We start from the raw sequence: 16,476 nt of genomic DNA on the forward strand, positions 1-16,476 counted from the left end.
TTGCTTTTGAGGAAATATCCGTGACATATGTTTGTGTTATCTGATCAATTTTATTGAAAAGTTGCGTGAACACAGTAAAGTTCATGGCATTCCTCTTTAACAAATTTTCAATTTTTTATATGATTTCTCTAAGCATTTTTCGTTGAATTTTTTTAGGATGCATTTAGATTTCGTAGACCTTTTCAGTCTATGAGAGAGAACTAAGTATTATGCATTAACTTTTGCTTTTTACGAGCATACAGAAAAAATAATATACAAAATGTTATTATAAAAAGCTTTATCTAATAAATCTTATGGTAGGCATTTTTGTGTTTTTACTATTCAAAATTTTTATGTTATGCTTATCCTTCTGCTGTTTGATAAGTGTATATTCAGCGTTGCGTAAATGTGCGACCATTTGTAGTTTCGCTACTTCATTTTGTAGCTTAGCGAGCATCCCAATTATATGTGCTTGTAAATCGGCAATACTTTTTAGATCTTTTGTTGTCTTGATTTCGTTTAATAGTTCTTCAATTTGCTGAAAACGATTGTTTGCTTCTTGAAAAGTCTTTAAACTTACGGCTTTATCAGTGATGGCTGCATATTGGATCCGTTTGTTGATGAAACTACTAGATTCATGGATAGAGGCAGGAATTTCCTCTTCTTTTAAAATATTTTCAAGTGATGTAGATAGAGCAGAAGGTTTATTTCTATTGTAGAGCGTCTCGGGATTTTTGAGAAAAAAACTGCTCTGATCTGTTTGTGAATTTTTAAGTTTTTTAGTGTCGAATTTTTGGTTTCCCGTTATAGATTCATGTATCTTTTTTAATTCCTCAAGTTGTTTCTTTACGACCTCGAGGATTTCTTTAAGGCTTATTTTTTTTTGTTGTGGAGGTTGTTTAGGCGTTGGTGTGCTCGAAGATGAGCCCCAAAAACTAGGCCAAGTTGTTGGAACTGTTGCTTCTAAATCCGCTGCTCCTGCGCCCCAAACCCAAGCCATTGCTGGATTTGAAAGCCCTAAGGTTACTGCTACTGTTATTGAAATGACCTGTTTTTTCATGTTTCCCTCCTGTCATTTTTTGCGTGCTGTAAAAAAATTGGTAACCATATTGCCGGATCATCACCAACTTCTGCGATAATGCTTTCGGCTAATTCTGCGTTATCCGGCGTCCCTGATAATACCAAGAGCTCATCACTAAAGTCATGCTCGATGGTTTTTCCGTCATTTGTTACATGGAATTTACCCAGATTCAGCTCTGCAAGCGCAGATTGATCACCCTGCTTAATGAGGAACTGGCGACTAAATTCACCAAGTCCTTTAACGAGTTCAAATTCGGTGTCTGTTAGTTTAAAACCTTTTGTGTAATCTTCATAATTCGCTTTGGGGTTGGCTAGAAAAATGTAGGTTGCGCATTGCTGAATGAGTGTTTTGGCAATATTACTATCCAAAGCATCGCTAGGCTCTTGTGTTGCATAAACGAAAATACCATTTTGTTTACGAATAGTCTTTTGTTTATTCTTTGCTAAATCTTCAAAATATGGGTCTTGCAATGGTTTCCAAAACTCATCAAAGATATACATAAATCGCTGGCCGCTAATCATACCTTCTGTACGGTAAAGCAGATACATCATCACTGGAGTACGCGTTTCTGGGTTATCTAAGAATTCTGTGATATCAAAGCCGTAAATTTGATGTGTTGAAAGATCAAGAGCATCATGAGGATTATCGAATAACCATCCATAATCACCACCTTCACACCATTTGAGTAAGCGAGCGTGAACAGATGGGGGTGCATTATAATCACTTAAATGTGGATTTGGTAAAAATTGCACCAGAAAAGATAAACGACGCAGTGATGGGTCAATGTTACTGCTCATAACAGATGTAACAGCTTTGTTAATTTCTTCCTCGTCGTGATGTGTAACTTCGCCACCTGCTTCTGCCAATTTTTTAACAAATTGTTTTAGAAAAATCAAATTGTCTTGTGTGGGAGGAAGTTGAAATGGATTAAAACCACTTGATCTACCTGCCTTGAATGTTAAATATCTTCCACCCATCGCTCGAATGGCAATTTCCATACCACGATCTTTATCAAAAACAACAGTTGTCGGCTTAAATTTTTGTGCTTGTGCTAACAAAAAGCCGAGCAGTACAGTTTTACCAGATCCAGATTGTCCGATAAGCGCGGTATTACCCAGCAATCGCTTGTCAGTCGAATCCTCTTCAAGTTTGGAGGCGTGAAAATTAAAATAAAGCGGTGTTTTACTGGTTGTTTTAAGAATGGTGACCGCTGGTCCCCATGGATTGCCAGTGGGTTTTCCTGACATAAAATTATGCAAAGATGAAAATGATAAAAAGTTCAGTGATGTAATTGGGGCGGGGCGGGGCCTCCACTTCCAATTGCCAGGAAGTTGTGCCCAATAGCCAGCTTCTATCGCTAAATCTACAGGTTTTGGTAATACCGCAACATCTAATAATGCTGCACTTGCTTTGGCCATATAGTCGCGGACTTGTTGAATTGTATCACCATATATGGTCAATGTACAATGATGTTCCCCCATAACAAAATGTCCACTGATAAGCTGATTTAGTGCTTCATCAATTTGTGCAATTTGGCTTGTTGCTACATCACGTGCATCAATAAGATTACGCTGATGCCGCTGCAAATAGTCTTTAGCAGCATGTCGAGAGAGAACCGAAAAGCTCTGGGTCAATATGAACTCGAATTCACTTTCCAGCAAAACATTCAGTTGTCCTGGTTTGGTCGTTGCGTCGTATTCTTTAATTTCCAACATTCCAAATCGACGTATTCCACTGGTTGTGCGCAGCTCACCAAGAGCACCCCATTTTGAAAAAAATGGTCGATTGATAGACATGTAGTCAGCAAAACGGTCATAGCAAATTGGCATAGGGCGATATTCGCCATTGATAAGCATTCCCAGGAATTCAAGTGCAGAAGAATAGACATGTCCATTTTTTTCATAAGAACCAAGAAGTTCTGCACCATAACGCTTTAAGGATTGACCTAAAGTACGATTGACGTCATTGAGTTCTTTGATACATGAGTCTTGTCGCATCTTTTTTTGATCAAACGTTTCTCGCTCATGTTTAGAAAAGAACGACATAATTTTATCCGCTATCGGTTGGAAAACGACGGTCAAATACAGATCATTGACCATCAAATTATAACCAGAAAAGCTTTGCCGATATTTTTCATCAAGCTGATAGCAAAACATTTGATCAAATGCTGAATCAGGATATTCATAAACACGGCGGCGCACGATATGTGTCCAAAATGATAAATTAGCCGATGCAATACCCCGTAGAGTATTGTTAAGCTCTTTTGTCCATTGAAAAATATCTTCTTCTGAAGCGCTTTGATGCGAACGTCCGTCAATTTTCCAAATTGACAAATATTCCGCATTCTTAGTAGAGATAATCGTATCTGTAATATGATGTGAATAGGGAAGAAACAGGCTTACGGGTGTCTCTGATGCGAGACGTTTGCTGCTTTCAACAGCTGTCATGTTTATCTCCTTTTACTATAGTCAGAGGGACTATAACTTGATGCGCCCCAAAAACCTTTATTGCGATTGCGAAATTTAGTATCGATCCATAACCACCAGATACGAAATGCCTTATCATCGTTTTTAGTTATTTGCACCATAATGAACCATAATGGTGGAGCTATAATCCACAAAAAGATACTTATTGTCATGGCAATAACAGCGACCCCCATAACCATAACAATGAATGGCATCATGGGTACACCCCAAATCGTTGGAACACGTGTTGCTCCTTTGAATAGGGGGAATTCTTTGTTTTCTTGTGATTTCATGAAGTGCTCTTGTCACTGGAGGTGAAATAATATGTGGCTAATATAGAAAGCTGCACCAGCAATAATAACGCTGAATGCCCATCGCCTAAATGTCGCTTTTGCAATGATGCGGAATATATAAATAAGCAAAAGTAATAAAAGAATGATGGCAGCAACGATAGGAATAAGTATACTTAATCCATATTGCATCCCTATGAAAACATCTAAGCTCTTTGTTTCCGTTTGAGCATATGCAGATTGAGATATTAAGTACATCATTGAAGTGATAACAATAACATTAATCTTGTTGCATGTTTCTACTCGAAGCGTATTTGATTTTTTCATATCTTTTATCCCCTTTTAATTAAAGTTGCTATAAATAATATTCCTTTTTTCAGTATGGCTACATTATTACTGGTACAGTTTTATAATCGACGGATATTAAAACCATTACGTATTATACTAACTTATAGATTACCTTTCAATAACATTAAAGAAGGTTAGGTTGTAGAGCCCGCAATAATAAAATAATGTCAATTGCTCACCTTATAAACGTATCGTGTCTTATTATTTGTAATTAATGCCGTTATGGCTTAAATAGCAGTGTAACAAGTTGGGCTGCAGAACCAGCGATGACAACACCGATTGCCCACCGTACAAATGTATCCTTTCCGATGTAGCGTCCTGCATAACCAATTGCTAAACACAAAAGTATAATAGCAGCAGCGATAGGAATAATTGCTTTAATGTCTGCCTGTAAATTTGTTAGAGCTGTTGATGCATTTGTTAAAACGCTTGCGTTTTGAGCACATACAGAATTACTCACAAAAAACACAGTTAATGTTGCAGAAACTGTAGCGATTTTGTTGTTACTTTTCGATTGAAGACTAATTAATTTTTGCATTTTTTACTCTTAATTAAAATTCTAGATAACAATCTCGTATGAATAAACATATTGTATTTATCTATTTGTAATTAATGTCATTATTACGTTGTTTTAAATAGCAGTGTAACAAGTTGGGTTGCAGAACCAGCGATGACAACACCGATTGCCCACCGCACAAAAGTGTCTTTTCCGATATAGCGCCCTGCATAACCAATTGCTAAACACAGAAGTATAATAGCAGCAGCGATAGGGATAATTATTTTAATATCTGTCTGTAAATCTGTTAGAGCTTTCGATGCATTTGTTAAAACGGTTGCTTGGGCTTGGGCATAAGCAGAATGATTCATAAAGAATGTAGTTATAACTGCAGAAATTGTAGCGATTTTGTTGTTACTTTTCGATTGAAGACTAATTAATTTTTGCATTTTTTACTCTTAATTAAAATTTTGGATAACAATTTCGTATGAATAAACATATTGTATTTTATTATTTATAATTAATGCCGTTATGGCTTAAATAGCAGTGTAACAAGTTGGGCTGCAGAACCAGCGATGACAACACCGATTGCCCACCGTACAAAAGTGTCCTTTTCGATATAGCGCCCTGCATAACCAATTGCTAAGCACAACAGTATAATAGCAGCAGCGATAGGAATAATTTTCTGAATATCCTCTTGTAAACTTGTTAAAGCGCTCTCTGCATTTGTTAAAACGCTCGCTTTGGCATAAGCAGAATTATCCATAAAGAACGCAGTTATAGCTGCAGAAATTGCGGTGATTTTGTTGTTACTTTTCGATTGAAGACTAATTAATTTTTGCATGTTTTACTCTTAATTAAAATTCTAGATAACAATTTCGTATGAATAAACATATTGTATTTATTATTTGTAATTAACGCCCTTATTACGGTGTTGTAAATAGCAGTGAAACAAGTTGGGCTGCAGAACCAGCGATGACAACACCGATTGCCCACCGCACAAAAGTGTCTTTTCCGATATAGCGCCCTGCATAACCAATTGCTAAGCACAGAAGTATAATAGCAGCAGCGATAGGAATAATTGCTTGAATGTCTTTCTGTAACTTTGTTAGAGCATCCTCTGCATGTTTCAAAGTTGCCGCTGCAGCAGCATAAGTAGAATTATCCATAAAGAACGCAGTTATAGCTGCAGAAATTACGGCGATTTTGTTGTTACTTTTTGATTGAAGACTAATTAATTTTTGCATGTTTTACTCTTAATTAAAATTCTAAATAACATTTTTGTATGTATCAACATATTGTATTTATTATTTATAATTAATGCCGTTATTACGTTGTTTTAAATAGCAGTGAAACAAGTTGGGCTGCAGAACCAGCGATGACAACACCGATTGCCCACCGTACAAATGTATCTTTTCCGATATAGCGTCCTGCATAACCAATTGCTAAACACAAAAGTATAATAGCAGCAGCGATAGGGATAATTGCTTGAATGTCTGCCTGTAACTTTCCTAGAGCATCCTCTGCATGTTTCAAAGTTGTCGCTGCAGCATAAGCAGAATTATCCATAAAGAACGCAGTTATAGCTGCAGAAATTGCGGTGATTTTGTTGTTACTTTTCGATTGAAGACTAATTAATTTCTGCATTTTTTACTCTTAATTAAAATTCTAGATAACATTTTGGTATGTATCAACATATTGTATTTATTATTTATAATTAATGCCGTTATTACGCTGTTTTAAATAGCAGTGTAACAAGTTGGGCTGCAGAACCAGCGATGACAACACCGATTGCCCACCGTACAAAAGTGTCCTTTTCGATATAGCGCCCTGCATAACCAATTGCTAAGCACAACAGTATAATAGCAGCAGCGATAGGGATAATTTTCTGAATATCGCCTTGTAAACCCTTTAGAGCTGTCTCTGCATTTGTTAAAACTTTAGCTGTTTGAGCTTGAGCGCACACAGGATGTGTCATAAAGAACGCAGTTATAGCTGCAGAAATTGCGGTGATTTTGTTGTTACTTTTCGATTGAAAACTAATTAATTTTTGCATTTTTTACTCTTAATTAAAATTCTAGATAACATTTTTGTATGAATAAACATATTGTATTTTATTATTTGTAATTAATGCCCTTATTACGGTGTTGTAAATAGCAGTGTAACAAGTTGGGTTGCAGAACCAGCGATGACAACACCGATTGCCCACCGTACAAATGTATCCTTTCCGATATAGCGTCCTGCATAACCAATTGCTAAGCACAGAAGTATAATAGCAGCAGCGATAGGAATAATTACTTTTAAGTCTGTCTGTAACTTTGTTAGAGCGCCCTCTGCATGTTTCAAAGTTGCCGCTGCAGCATAAGTAGAATTATCCATAAAGAACGCAGTTATAGCTGCAGAAATTACGGCGATTTTGTTGCTACTTTTCGATTGAAGACTAATTAATTTTTGCATTTTTTACTCTTAATTAAAATTCTAGATAACATTTTGGTATGTATCAACATATTGTATTTATTATTTATAATTAATGCCGTTATTACGTTGTTTTAAATAGCAGTGAAACAAGTTGGGCTGCAGAACCAGCGATGACAACACCGATTGCCCACCGCACAAATGTGTCTTTTCCGATATAGCGTCCTGCATAACCAATTGCTAAACACAAAAGTATAATAGCAGCAGCGATAGGGATAATTTTCTGAATATCGTCTTGTAAACCCTTTAGAGCTGTCTCTGCATTTTTTAAAGTTTTCACTTGGGCTTGGGCATAAGCAGAATTACCCATAAAAAACACAGTTAAAGCTGCAGAAAACGCAGCAATTTTATTACGAGCTGTTGTGTGAAGAATATTTAATTGTTTCATGTTCTTTATCCTGATTAAGATTAAAACTCCCACAAATAACCCCTCTTTCATGAAGAAATTTAAAGAGATATTTTGGATCAGCCCAAGTTCTTAGTTTTCCTCTTTGTGTAAGTAATGTATATTTATTGGGTTTTCCGGTGATTGGATCATCGGCAACAAACGTAAAATACCATTCTCTTTCTGAGCGCATCACAACTGTAATTTCACGTGCTGCTCTCTGACTAAATGCTATGTCAACGCTGTTTTGTTCTATCATTTTCATTTTTTTGCCCTCAATTAGAAGAGATTTTATCCAATCTTACTAATTAGAGCTTTAATATTTTCTTATCTAGCTTTCATTATACCATCCTATCAAAATTCTAGTTTCCATTCGTGAAAATATCAGTCATCAATTTAGCTGCTTTGTCGGTGAAGAAGAATCTCCCGTGGCAAAAGCATCACGGCTGCTACTTTCTTTATGTGTAAACGCATCCTCTAATCCCCATAAAGAAAGAGGAAGAGAATCTACTTTAGTTGCCTGTTTTGGTTCTTCTTTTTTAAGCCTTACAGGCTCTTGCAAATCTTTATCTCTTCGTGCAACAGCTCCTTCTCCGATATATGAAGTAATCGTCTGTGTATCGGTACCACTGCTTAAATTTTCTGTGCTGTAAAAACTTAGCACAGACTGCAATGTCGCCTTTTCAAAGATATACTTTGATGTTTTTTGTTCATAGCAGTAAGTCAAAGTGTTTTGTACAGCTGCAAGATTTCTGCAAAAGTCAAATGACCCAAAAAAAGAAAGCCATTTCATATTTTCAACATCAATTTGCTTAAAGATTGCGTCAAAATTATGTCTATTTTGTTTAAACTGCTTAATTATTGCGGTTTCTTCTTTAAGCAGAGATAATTGACGGAATAATTTATCATTCTTATCTGTTATATGAACGTTATCCCGTGCTCTTTGTTCGATGAGAGTAGAAAATACAGGATTGGGGGTATTGGGCATGTATGCAGCAGCAAACATTGTGAAATCTAGAAAAATCATTAGCAATACACCTTATTATGAAGAATTTTGTTTATATAAATGCCAATTCTGTTTGGTGCTTTTTGTCGCTGTTTCTTGATTTTATAAATTTGAAATACGGAATTGTTTCGCTTAGAAGATTCCTTGTATTTATTATTTTCTTCTTTTCTAAGAAGATCTCTAATACATATGAATATCCAAGAAATAAGATCGATGTGTGGTATAAAATAGAGCAGATTATGCCAACCAATATTATTGGGATGACGGAAAAAAATGCGACTTTTAAACAATAATGATCTTTGGGAACCTCTTGAAGTTGCTTGTTCTATATAGTTTTCTCGTTGCAAAAAAAAATTTAAAGAACATTTATACGAAGTGAAAATCCGTTGTATTTGAGAGTATCTCTTATTGTTATAATGAACGATACCATCATTATAGGGAGAGGGCTTGTTCTTTGTTGCATATTGCCATAGTTTATAGAGTGGTAATTTATATTTACTTTTGACTACTGATTCATAAGAGTCAGGGAGGTGTGATGGCATTTGTGCACTGCACTTTTTAATTTCAGCAACTAAACTGAAAAAGGATGCAGTGGTGGAAGCTGGGACACAAATAAATAGTTCTTTGTGGTACAAAACACATCTCCGTCAAAGTGATATATGTATCGTAATTTTAATTTTGATAATAAATAGACGAAAATTGTCTATAATTGTGTTTAAAATATGGCAAAGGGCAATTCTTTTTTGCAAGGGGAGTAATTAAGGTGAATGATCTCAAAAATATGAATTTTGATGAACTACAAGAGATGCGTACACAAATTGATGTGGAATTGAAAAAACGGCAAGCAAAGGAAAAGCAAAATGCACGACGAAAAATTCTTGAAATTGCTAATACCCATGGAATTGATATCGCTGATCTTGTGAGCAAAGAGCGTCATTATAGGAACCCCAATAACCAATGGGAATTATGGAATGGGCGTGGACGGAGACCGAAGTGGATTAAAGAGTGGTTGGAGAATGGGTATACACTTGATGAACTCGAAGTAACATAACACATGTGCGATATTTATAAGGTAAGGGAATATCAAGAGATGTGAGTGCAAGAAGTAGGCTCTTTTTGCTAATTTGATTTTATAAAAATACTGAATAGATGTATTAATCTATTAAGGTGCCAGATAAAATGCTAGAAAGTATGGACAAATGTATCTAAATGCAAAAGGTATTGTTGTCATAAGCTGGCATCATTATTATGCTTGCTAGCTTAAAGTGTTATAACTGCTTTTGGCATTTTGAGAGAGGGGGACGTTTTACTTCTTTTTTATAGTTTTACTCAGCGTTGCTCTTTTTAGTCTGTGCAACTAAGTGGTTTACTGATTCTTTACAAAAAGGGTTGAAATCAGAAGAATTTATTGTATCAGGAGCAATACTATTTTTATATTTGCCAGCCCCAATGTTGTGACAGTCCTTGGTAATTGAGACGGTTCATAAGAGGCATTTTTAGTCCTTTCTTCAACAGTTTTACCCATATGGCCCACTCGTTTGTGACGTGCAAGAGGCGTGCTTTTTATTGCTTCAATAGGAGAGGGATTTGAAATGAGAGATCTTACGGTATTCAGGATTCTGAGTAACGATAAATTATCATTATAAATTGATTTGTTGTTTGATTCTAACCTAATATGTAAAATAATAAATTTATTAATCAATATGTTGATAAATTAATATTCTTATATTTTTGCAATACTGTTCTGTAGAATAAGACTTTGATGTTATGGAATTTGTTGAGTCTTTTTTCTGTAAGATTATATATGTGAGTTATTCGCTTTATTTATCGTTCGTACGATTGAGATGAGTGAGCGTATGGAAAATGAAAATTTTCTATGGCGGGTGAGGGTTTTAATAGGATTTTGTGACACGTTTTGAAGTGTCTGTGATTAAAATTCATTTATGGGCCTTTATGAATAAAAGGTGCATTGAAAATAAAAAGATTGGATTATTTTTTACTTTCGTTTGTTTTTTTGTATGGTCAGGGTAGAGGGTAATATACACGTTTGCAATTGTGTGTGATGGTGTAGAGTACGGAATACTTTGCTATATATGAGATTTTTTTTAATTGTGGCATATTCATATAAATTAAAAGACTTGTTTGAGAAACAGAATACCCTAAACGGAGTATACTTGTGTGCCAATTTACATGCTTTTTAAAAAATATTTTCCAATGCCACTAAGCCTATTTTATGGCGCTGCTAAAACAATACAATGTAAAAATCCCTATTATCATATCAAATCTATTCTGCACCATCATTTTTATTTCAATAATAAAGTATAAAAGTCTGCGCCATTATACACTTTGCTAATGTTCAATGTTTCGCGATAGTCCTTGGTGCAAGGGAGGTGGCATGAGAGGCTTTGATTCCTTATCTTCAATCATTTTTTATCTATATGCTAGTCTCATTTGTGGCATGTAAAGGGTGATTTTGATGGCTTCAACAGGAGAGAGATTGGAAATGAGGGTATTTTTATGATCTTCAGCTCTCTCATTTAACAAGAGAACGATGAAGTATTCATTGTAAGTCAAAGCTGGTTTGATAAAGAAAGTCTTGTGTATTTTGTTATGCCGTGAAATAGCGTTATTTGAAGTGTGATAAGATTGCTTTCGTGATATATTTTTTCAGTGTGTGTGAATATTCTTAAAGTATAGCTTGCTTGGCTTGCCTTATCGTTAAGTGAAATACGGGGAGGGGAAGTCAAGGGAAAGCTACGTGATAAGAATCCGGACTGTTTACAGTGCGGATTGAAAGGGAGTTTTTGTTCTTTGAGGGGGAAGAAAGAAGCCAAAGGTTGTAAAAAGTGAAAGGGTATGAATTTTTTGCTTAAAGCGGGAAACCGTGTAAGAGACGGGGAGCATTTGGGGTAAGTCCAGCAGCTTCTTGAATGAAATATTTTTTTATTTTTGGCGCTTGATTGACGATTCCAAGACCGGTATCGCGAAGCATCCGTAAGAGAAGGCTATCGTTAGAAAAGAGTTTATTAAGCCAATCATTGCTTAAAGCCATACGGACAATTTCAAAACGTCTCCAGCTTTGATAGCGCTCTAAAGCGCTGAGGGAGCCAATGTCAAGACCTAGTCGTGCTGTTTCAATAATCACTTCAGCGAGGGCCGCGCTATCACGTAAACCTAAATTGAGTCCTTGTCCTGCAAGGGGGTGGATGGTATGGGCAGCATCTCCAATGAGGGCAAAACGGGGCTTAATACATTGACGTGTTAAAGAAAGGTTTAGGGGAAAAGCTTGACGTTCACCATTCCAAGAGAGTTTTCCTAATCGATGACCAATGCGTCTTTCGAGTTCTGTTTCAAAAATAAGGGCATCAGCTTTGAGATAATATTGCGCAGTTTTATGGTCTTCATTCCATACAATAGCGGATTGGTTACCTTTGAGAGGGAGAAGAGCGAAAGGGCCGGCAGGTAAAAAATGTTGAATTGCTTGACCATTATGGGGTTTTTCATGTTCAACTGTGCAGATGATTGCTGTTTGTTTATAGGCATGAGAAAAGTTTTTAAGACCCGCTTTTTGGCGTAATTTCGAATGGGCTCCGTCGGCTGCAATAAGCAATTTTGTTTGCCAGACCTCTTCATTATTTAAAGTGACAGTTGTGTGTTGGTTGTCTTGATGAAAATCAATGACACGCGTATTTGCCATAACAGGGATATCGAGATCTTTGACACGTTTTTTTAAAGTGTTGATGAGTTCTCTATGTTCTACCATAGTCGCAAAGGGTTCACCGGGGGTAATGTCGCCTTCGAATGTTAAAAGAGTTGGTTTGACAGGATCACTTGTGCTTGTATCTGTGATGATCATGGAGTGAATGGGTTGCGCATAGAGTTTGATAGAGTCCCAACATTGCAATTGTTTTAACATACGAACAGAAGCAGCAGCAAGGGCAATGGTTCGTATGTTAGAAGCAGGAATATCTCCTTGTGGAGCAGCATCAACGATTTTTATTTTCAGATTAGGGGCTGTTTGCTTGAGTGCTATTGCCAGTGTTAAACCGACAGCCGCTCCCCCTGCAATGAGAAGATCACATTGTTTGATTTTATCGGATTTTATTTCTTTATTGGTTTTTACATCTTTATGGTGATTAGAATACACAATGCTTCTTCCATTATTTACGGGGCTTCTTCCATTGTTTAAAGTTTGCTCGCTGTTAATAAAGAATATTTTTTTCAAATTATCTACAATATTTTAATTTTTACTTTTCTCCCTGCTTTACAAAGATGAGGCTTCTCTTTGGATGTGGGTGTCAATCTGATGACAGATGAGTGTTTTAGAGCTCTTTTGCTTTAGTTGTGTGACTCACTTTACAAATTTATCGGATCAGCCTTTTTTGAATGTCCTCTTCAACTCTTTTTACACTTGGTTGATAGAAAAGAAAACTAAAATTAGTCAAAGATGGGAGTGTATTTTTTAATTTGCATGAATGTTCTTTAATATGCTTGTCCTAAAGAGGGACATTGAGGATGATAGATAAAAGTTGTGTTTATTCGTGATGGTTAAAACGGTATTAATATTTTGATGTTACCATGGTGTAGATAGCCTTCTGTTTAGGAGAGTGATAGGGGTTGTCGTAAACTGTACAACCTATGTAAAACTTTACATGTGAGGTATTTTTTTGTTGTTCGTGTAATAAATATTCAGGGTAGGATTTTTTTCGTGCTTTATGAAGGATTGTTCCTTAGGATGGTGGTATGAACAATATGGAGTGGGAAGAAAGTAGAACGCGTTAGATTAAGAAGTTGGATTGTTGAAAGATGACTGTTTACAGATCGGCACTGAGTGTAAGCTTCGTCCTTTTTTAGGAGAGGAAGGAGGTTATAGCTCTTTAAATATGAAAGTTTTGTATTTGGAATTGATGGATGCACCGAAGTTCTTCTCCTTATGATTCATTGGAAGCGCAAGATTCTCAAGGTTTTCGGCTTGTTGAGATGTTTTTGCGCCAGATAGGCGTTTTCATTGGCCTTGGGCTTTTGGGCTTTATTATTTTTTGTGTGTTTGCTTTGGCGACGTGGAATGTTGCTGACCCCTCTTTAACCCATGCAAGTACAAATGAGGTTACAAACCTTATGGGATGGCTGGGAGCGATTTTTTCAGATTTTATTATGCAGTTTTTTGGCTTAGCAGGTCTTGCTGTTTTGTTGCCGCCATTATTTTGGTCTTTTCTTTTGTTGGCACAAAAGAATATCTACAATTTGACTTTGCGCTTTTTTTTGTGGGTGGTATCAACGATTTGTTTTTTAATGGCTTTTGCCCTTATGACGCCTGTTGCTTCTGTTACTTATTGGCCATTGCCCATGGGATTGGGAGGGGTTTTAGGAGATAAAGCTTTAAGTGTTGCTTCTTCAATTTTTCCTCTTTTTCTTTCTCCATTTTATATGGTGCTTTTCAGTGTTGTTTTTATCCTTTTAGGTTTTTTCATTGCTGCTTTTTCTGGCAATGTGATATGGCGGCGTCAAACGAAGAAAAGAAAAGAAAAAAACATTCCAAAAAACCAAATTGTTGATCCGGTCTTTGAGATGGAAGAAGATGTGGAATATGCCGCGGAGGATGATCGTGAGAAGCATGGTTTTTTTGCGACAACTTTTGGTGCTCTTTTACATCTTTTTTATTTTTTACAAGCGCGTTTTTTTCGTTTTTTCTGTTGCAAAAGGCGTTCTCAGAGTAAAGGGCAAGGCAAGTCATTTGATCGGATTGAACCAACGTTTTTGGGCGAAAAAGAACAGTGTGAGGAAAGTCAAAATAAAGCCCATGCTTCTTCTGTTAAAAGCCGAAAGTCTTTAACAGTTTCTTCAAATGGTGGTTTTGTTCTTCCACTTTTGGATTACCTATCGGTTCCACCACCCGCGGTTCGGGATGCAAAACTTTCTCCTGCTGCTTTAAAAGAAAATTCTCAGGAACTTGAAGGGGTTTTGTTAGATTTTGGGGTCAAAGGAAAAATTATAGCTGCTTGTCCTGGACCCGTGGTCACTTTATATGAATTTGAACCGGCTGCTGGCATTAAGTCTTCTCGTATTATTAGTCTGGCAGATGATATTGCGCGCTCGATGCGTGCGATTTCTGCGCGTGTTGCTGTGGTTCCAGGGCGCAATGTGATTGGAATAGAATTGCCCAACGCAAAGCGTGAGATGGTTTATTTAAGAGAGATTGTGCAAGCACAGGAATTTGTTGAAAGCAAAGCAAAGCTAGGGCTTGCTTTGGGCAAAACAATCGGGGGGGAAGCTGTTATTGCGGATTTAGCAAAAATGCCGCATCTTTTGGTTGCCGGTACAACAGGATCGGGAAAGTCTGTTGCTATTAATACAATGATTTTATCATTGCTTTATCGTATGACGCCTGAACAATGTCGCCTTATTATGGTGGATCCGAAAATGCTTGAACTTTCGGTTTATGATGGCATTCCCCATTTATTAACACCCGTGGTGACAGATCCTAAAAAAGCAGTGACTGCACTTAAATGGGCTGTTCGTGAAATGGAAGAGCGCTACAGTAAAATGTCAAAACTTGGCGTTCGCAATATCGATGGGTTTAATGCACGTCTCAAGGAGTCGGAAGGTCAAGGAGAGACAATGGTGCGCACAATTCAAGTGGGCTTTGATCACGATACTGGTGAGCCTCTTTATGAGACAGAAACACTTGATTTTAGTCCTATGCCCTATATTGTTGTCATTATTGATGAAATGGCTGATTTGATGATGGTCGCTGGTAAAGATATTGAAGGCGCGGTTCAACGTTTAGCACAAATGGCACGTGCCGCCGGTATCCATGTGATTATGGCGACACAGCGTCCTTCTGTCGATGTTATTACTGGGACGATTAAAGCCAATTTTCCTACACGCATTTCTTTTTCCGTGAGTTCAAAAATCGATAGTCGAACGATTCTAGGCGAACAGGGCGCCGAGCAATTATTGGGACAAGGAGATATGCTCTTTATGATGGGAGGAGGGCGTATTCAGCGTGTGCATGGACCTTTTGTTGCGGATGATGAAGTGGAGCAGGTTGTTGCACATCTCAAAGCGCAAGCACGTCCTGATTATTTGGAAATAATTACCCAAGACGTTGAAGAGGATGATACGGATGTTTCTTCGGCTTCTCCTTCAGCAGATGATCCCTATAGTCAAGCTGTTGCTATTGTTCTTCGTGATCGTAAGGCTTCAACCTCTTATATTCAACGCCGTTTAGGTATTGGTTATAACCGTGCTGCAACATTGATTGAGAGGATGGAAGAAGAAGGTATCATTAGTCCAGCAAATCATGCAGGCAAACGAGAAATTTTAGTTCCTGCCGAAGAAGAACGCTTTTGAAAAATCTTTATAATCGTTTTTTTAATCATATTTTGTAAAAGCAGGTGTTGGTTCTATTGCACTGTAGAAAGCCCGCATCATCATATACGAGCTCTCAATATTGCGATAGCGCCTTGGCGCTTGAGACTCTTCATAAGGTTTTTTCTTTATCTTATATAACTTTATTCACACGCTAACCTTGTTTGTAATGTGCAAGCAAATGATTGGAATTGATTCAATATGAGAGAGTATGTGATGAGAGGATCTTACTGTATTTGGTGCTATGATTTCAGTTAAAAATGATGATTTATCATTATAAATCAATTTTTTGATGTAAAATAGGGTCATTGGGAGCGTGGAGATATAAAGGCATGCAAGGCTTGATATTTCAGTGTTTTTGCTGTTCTCATAATTTGATCTCACGAACAAATCAGTTGCGCTATATGGTTTGTGGTCTGCTTTTAGGGTAAGGCTTGTCTGTCGAGCCTTATGGAAGATGAATTATATGGGGTGGAAAGCCAAGTAAAACCTGCTAAACTCCAAACTATTTACAGACCGGATAGGTTGAAAATTTTTATTCTTTTTGGTGGGGAGGAAGTTAAAAAAACGTTTTTACTCC

17 protein-coding genes and 1 pseudogene are annotated in these 16,476 nt (G+C 36.9%); 2 read left to right on the forward strand and 16 right to left on the reverse strand.

What is annotated here, in order from left to right; genetic code table 11:
* The 15 genes and pseudogenes from PVV66_RS03170 to PVV66_RS03240 form a co-directional block, all read right to left on the reverse strand.
* A pseudogene (locus PVV66_RS03170) lies at positions 1-85 on the reverse strand (trwi protein); the annotation flags it as partial.
* Positions 86-277: 192 nt separating this feature from the next.
* Positions 278-1,039, reverse strand: coding sequence for a type IV secretion system protein (locus PVV66_RS03175; protein ID WP_273718654.1), 762 nt, complete (start codon positions 1,037-1,039; stop codon positions 278-280).
* Positions 1,036-3,507: a VirB4 family type IV secretion/conjugal transfer ATPase gene (locus tag PVV66_RS03180; RefSeq protein ID WP_273718657.1), complete on the reverse strand. Its 2,472-nt coding sequence runs from the start codon at positions 3,505-3,507 to the stop codon at positions 1,036-1,038. Before PVV66_RS03180 ends, PVV66_RS03175 begins: the two co-directional genes overlap by 4 nt.
* Before the next feature lie 2 nt (positions 3,508-3,509).
* On the reverse strand, positions 3,510-3,818 hold the full coding sequence (locus tag PVV66_RS03185) for a type IV secretion system protein VirB3 (RefSeq protein ID WP_273718658.1): 309 nt from the start codon (positions 3,816-3,818) through the stop codon (positions 3,510-3,512).
* A gap of 12 nt (positions 3,819-3,830) precedes the next feature.
* Entirely contained in the window at positions 3,831-4,142 is a 312-nt protein-coding gene (locus PVV66_RS03190; RefSeq protein WP_273718659.1) for a conjugal transfer protein, read from the reverse strand.
* Positions 4,143-4,383: 241 nt separating this feature from the next.
* Positions 4,384-4,701 (reverse strand): VirB2 family type IV secretion system major pilin TrwL, encoded by a 318-nt coding sequence (trwL, locus tag PVV66_RS03195; protein WP_273718662.1) that lies wholly within the window; start codon positions 4,699-4,701, stop codon positions 4,384-4,386.
* A gap of 83 nt (positions 4,702-4,784) precedes the next feature.
* Complete coding sequence (trwL, locus tag PVV66_RS03200; protein WP_273718663.1) at positions 4,785-5,108, reverse strand: VirB2 family type IV secretion system major pilin TrwL; 324 nt, start codon at positions 5,106-5,108, stop codon at positions 4,785-4,787.
* An 80-nt stretch (positions 5,109-5,188) separates the two neighbouring features.
* Positions 5,189-5,503, reverse strand: coding sequence for a VirB2 family type IV secretion system major pilin TrwL (trwL, locus tag PVV66_RS03205; RefSeq protein ID WP_273718665.1), 315 nt, complete (start codon positions 5,501-5,503; stop codon positions 5,189-5,191).
* 82 nt (positions 5,504-5,585) lie between these two features.
* The gene (trwL, locus tag PVV66_RS03210; protein WP_273718667.1) at positions 5,586-5,906 is read right to left on the reverse strand and encodes a VirB2 family type IV secretion system major pilin TrwL; all 321 of its coding nucleotides are present in this window, start codon (positions 5,904-5,906) and stop codon (positions 5,586-5,588) included.
* Positions 5,907-5,988: 82 nt separating this feature from the next.
* Complete coding sequence (gene trwL / locus PVV66_RS03215) at positions 5,989-6,306, reverse strand: VirB2 family type IV secretion system major pilin TrwL (RefSeq protein WP_273718669.1); 318 nt, start codon at positions 6,304-6,306, stop codon at positions 5,989-5,991.
* Positions 6,307-6,388: 82 nt separating this feature from the next.
* Positions 6,389-6,715: a VirB2 family type IV secretion system major pilin TrwL gene (trwL, locus tag PVV66_RS03220; protein WP_273718671.1), complete on the reverse strand. Its 327-nt coding sequence runs from the start codon at positions 6,713-6,715 to the stop codon at positions 6,389-6,391.
* 83 nt (positions 6,716-6,798) lie between these two features.
* On the reverse strand, positions 6,799-7,116 hold the full coding sequence (gene trwL, locus PVV66_RS03225; RefSeq protein ID WP_273718672.1) for a VirB2 family type IV secretion system major pilin TrwL: 318 nt from the start codon (positions 7,114-7,116) through the stop codon (positions 6,799-6,801).
* Positions 7,117-7,198: 82 nt separating this feature from the next.
* A complete protein-coding gene (gene trwL, locus PVV66_RS03230) occupies positions 7,199-7,522 on the reverse strand; it encodes a VirB2 family type IV secretion system major pilin TrwL (RefSeq protein ID WP_273718673.1) in 324 nt (107 codons plus the stop codon).
* Positions 7,485-7,784: a KorA family transcriptional regulator gene (korA, locus tag PVV66_RS03235; RefSeq protein ID WP_241436072.1), complete on the reverse strand. Its 300-nt coding sequence runs from the start codon at positions 7,782-7,784 to the stop codon at positions 7,485-7,487. Before korA ends, trwL (PVV66_RS03230) begins: the two co-directional genes overlap by 38 nt.
* Before the next feature lie 126 nt (positions 7,785-7,910).
* Positions 7,911-8,546 (reverse strand): TrwN protein, encoded by a 636-nt coding sequence (locus tag PVV66_RS03240; protein ID WP_273718674.1) that lies wholly within the window; start codon positions 8,544-8,546, stop codon positions 7,911-7,913.
* A 742-nt stretch (positions 8,547-9,288) separates the two neighbouring features.
* Here PVV66_RS03240 and PVV66_RS03245 point away from each other — a divergent pair.
* Entirely contained in the window at positions 9,289-9,576 is a 288-nt protein-coding gene (locus PVV66_RS03245; RefSeq protein ID WP_142416710.1) for an H-NS family nucleoid-associated regulatory protein, read from the forward strand.
* Positions 9,577-11,394: 1,818 nt separating this feature from the next.
* Here PVV66_RS03245 and PVV66_RS03250 read toward each other — a convergent pair.
* Entirely contained in the window at positions 11,395-12,672 is a 1,278-nt protein-coding gene (locus tag PVV66_RS03250; RefSeq protein ID WP_273718675.1) for a ubiquinone biosynthesis hydroxylase, read from the reverse strand.
* A 764-nt stretch (positions 12,673-13,436) separates the two neighbouring features.
* Between PVV66_RS03250 and PVV66_RS03255 the strand changes: the two genes are divergently transcribed.
* Positions 13,437-15,878, forward strand: a complete 2,442-nt coding sequence (locus PVV66_RS03255; RefSeq protein ID WP_273718676.1) for a DNA translocase FtsK — start codon at positions 13,437-13,439, stop codon at positions 15,876-15,878.
* Positions 15,879-16,476 lie beyond the last annotated feature (598 nt).

This window comes from Bartonella sp. AU16XJBT, from assembly GCF_028618665.1.
In the GTDB taxonomy this organism is placed as follows: domain Bacteria; phylum Pseudomonadota; class Alphaproteobacteria; order Rhizobiales; family Rhizobiaceae; genus Bartonella.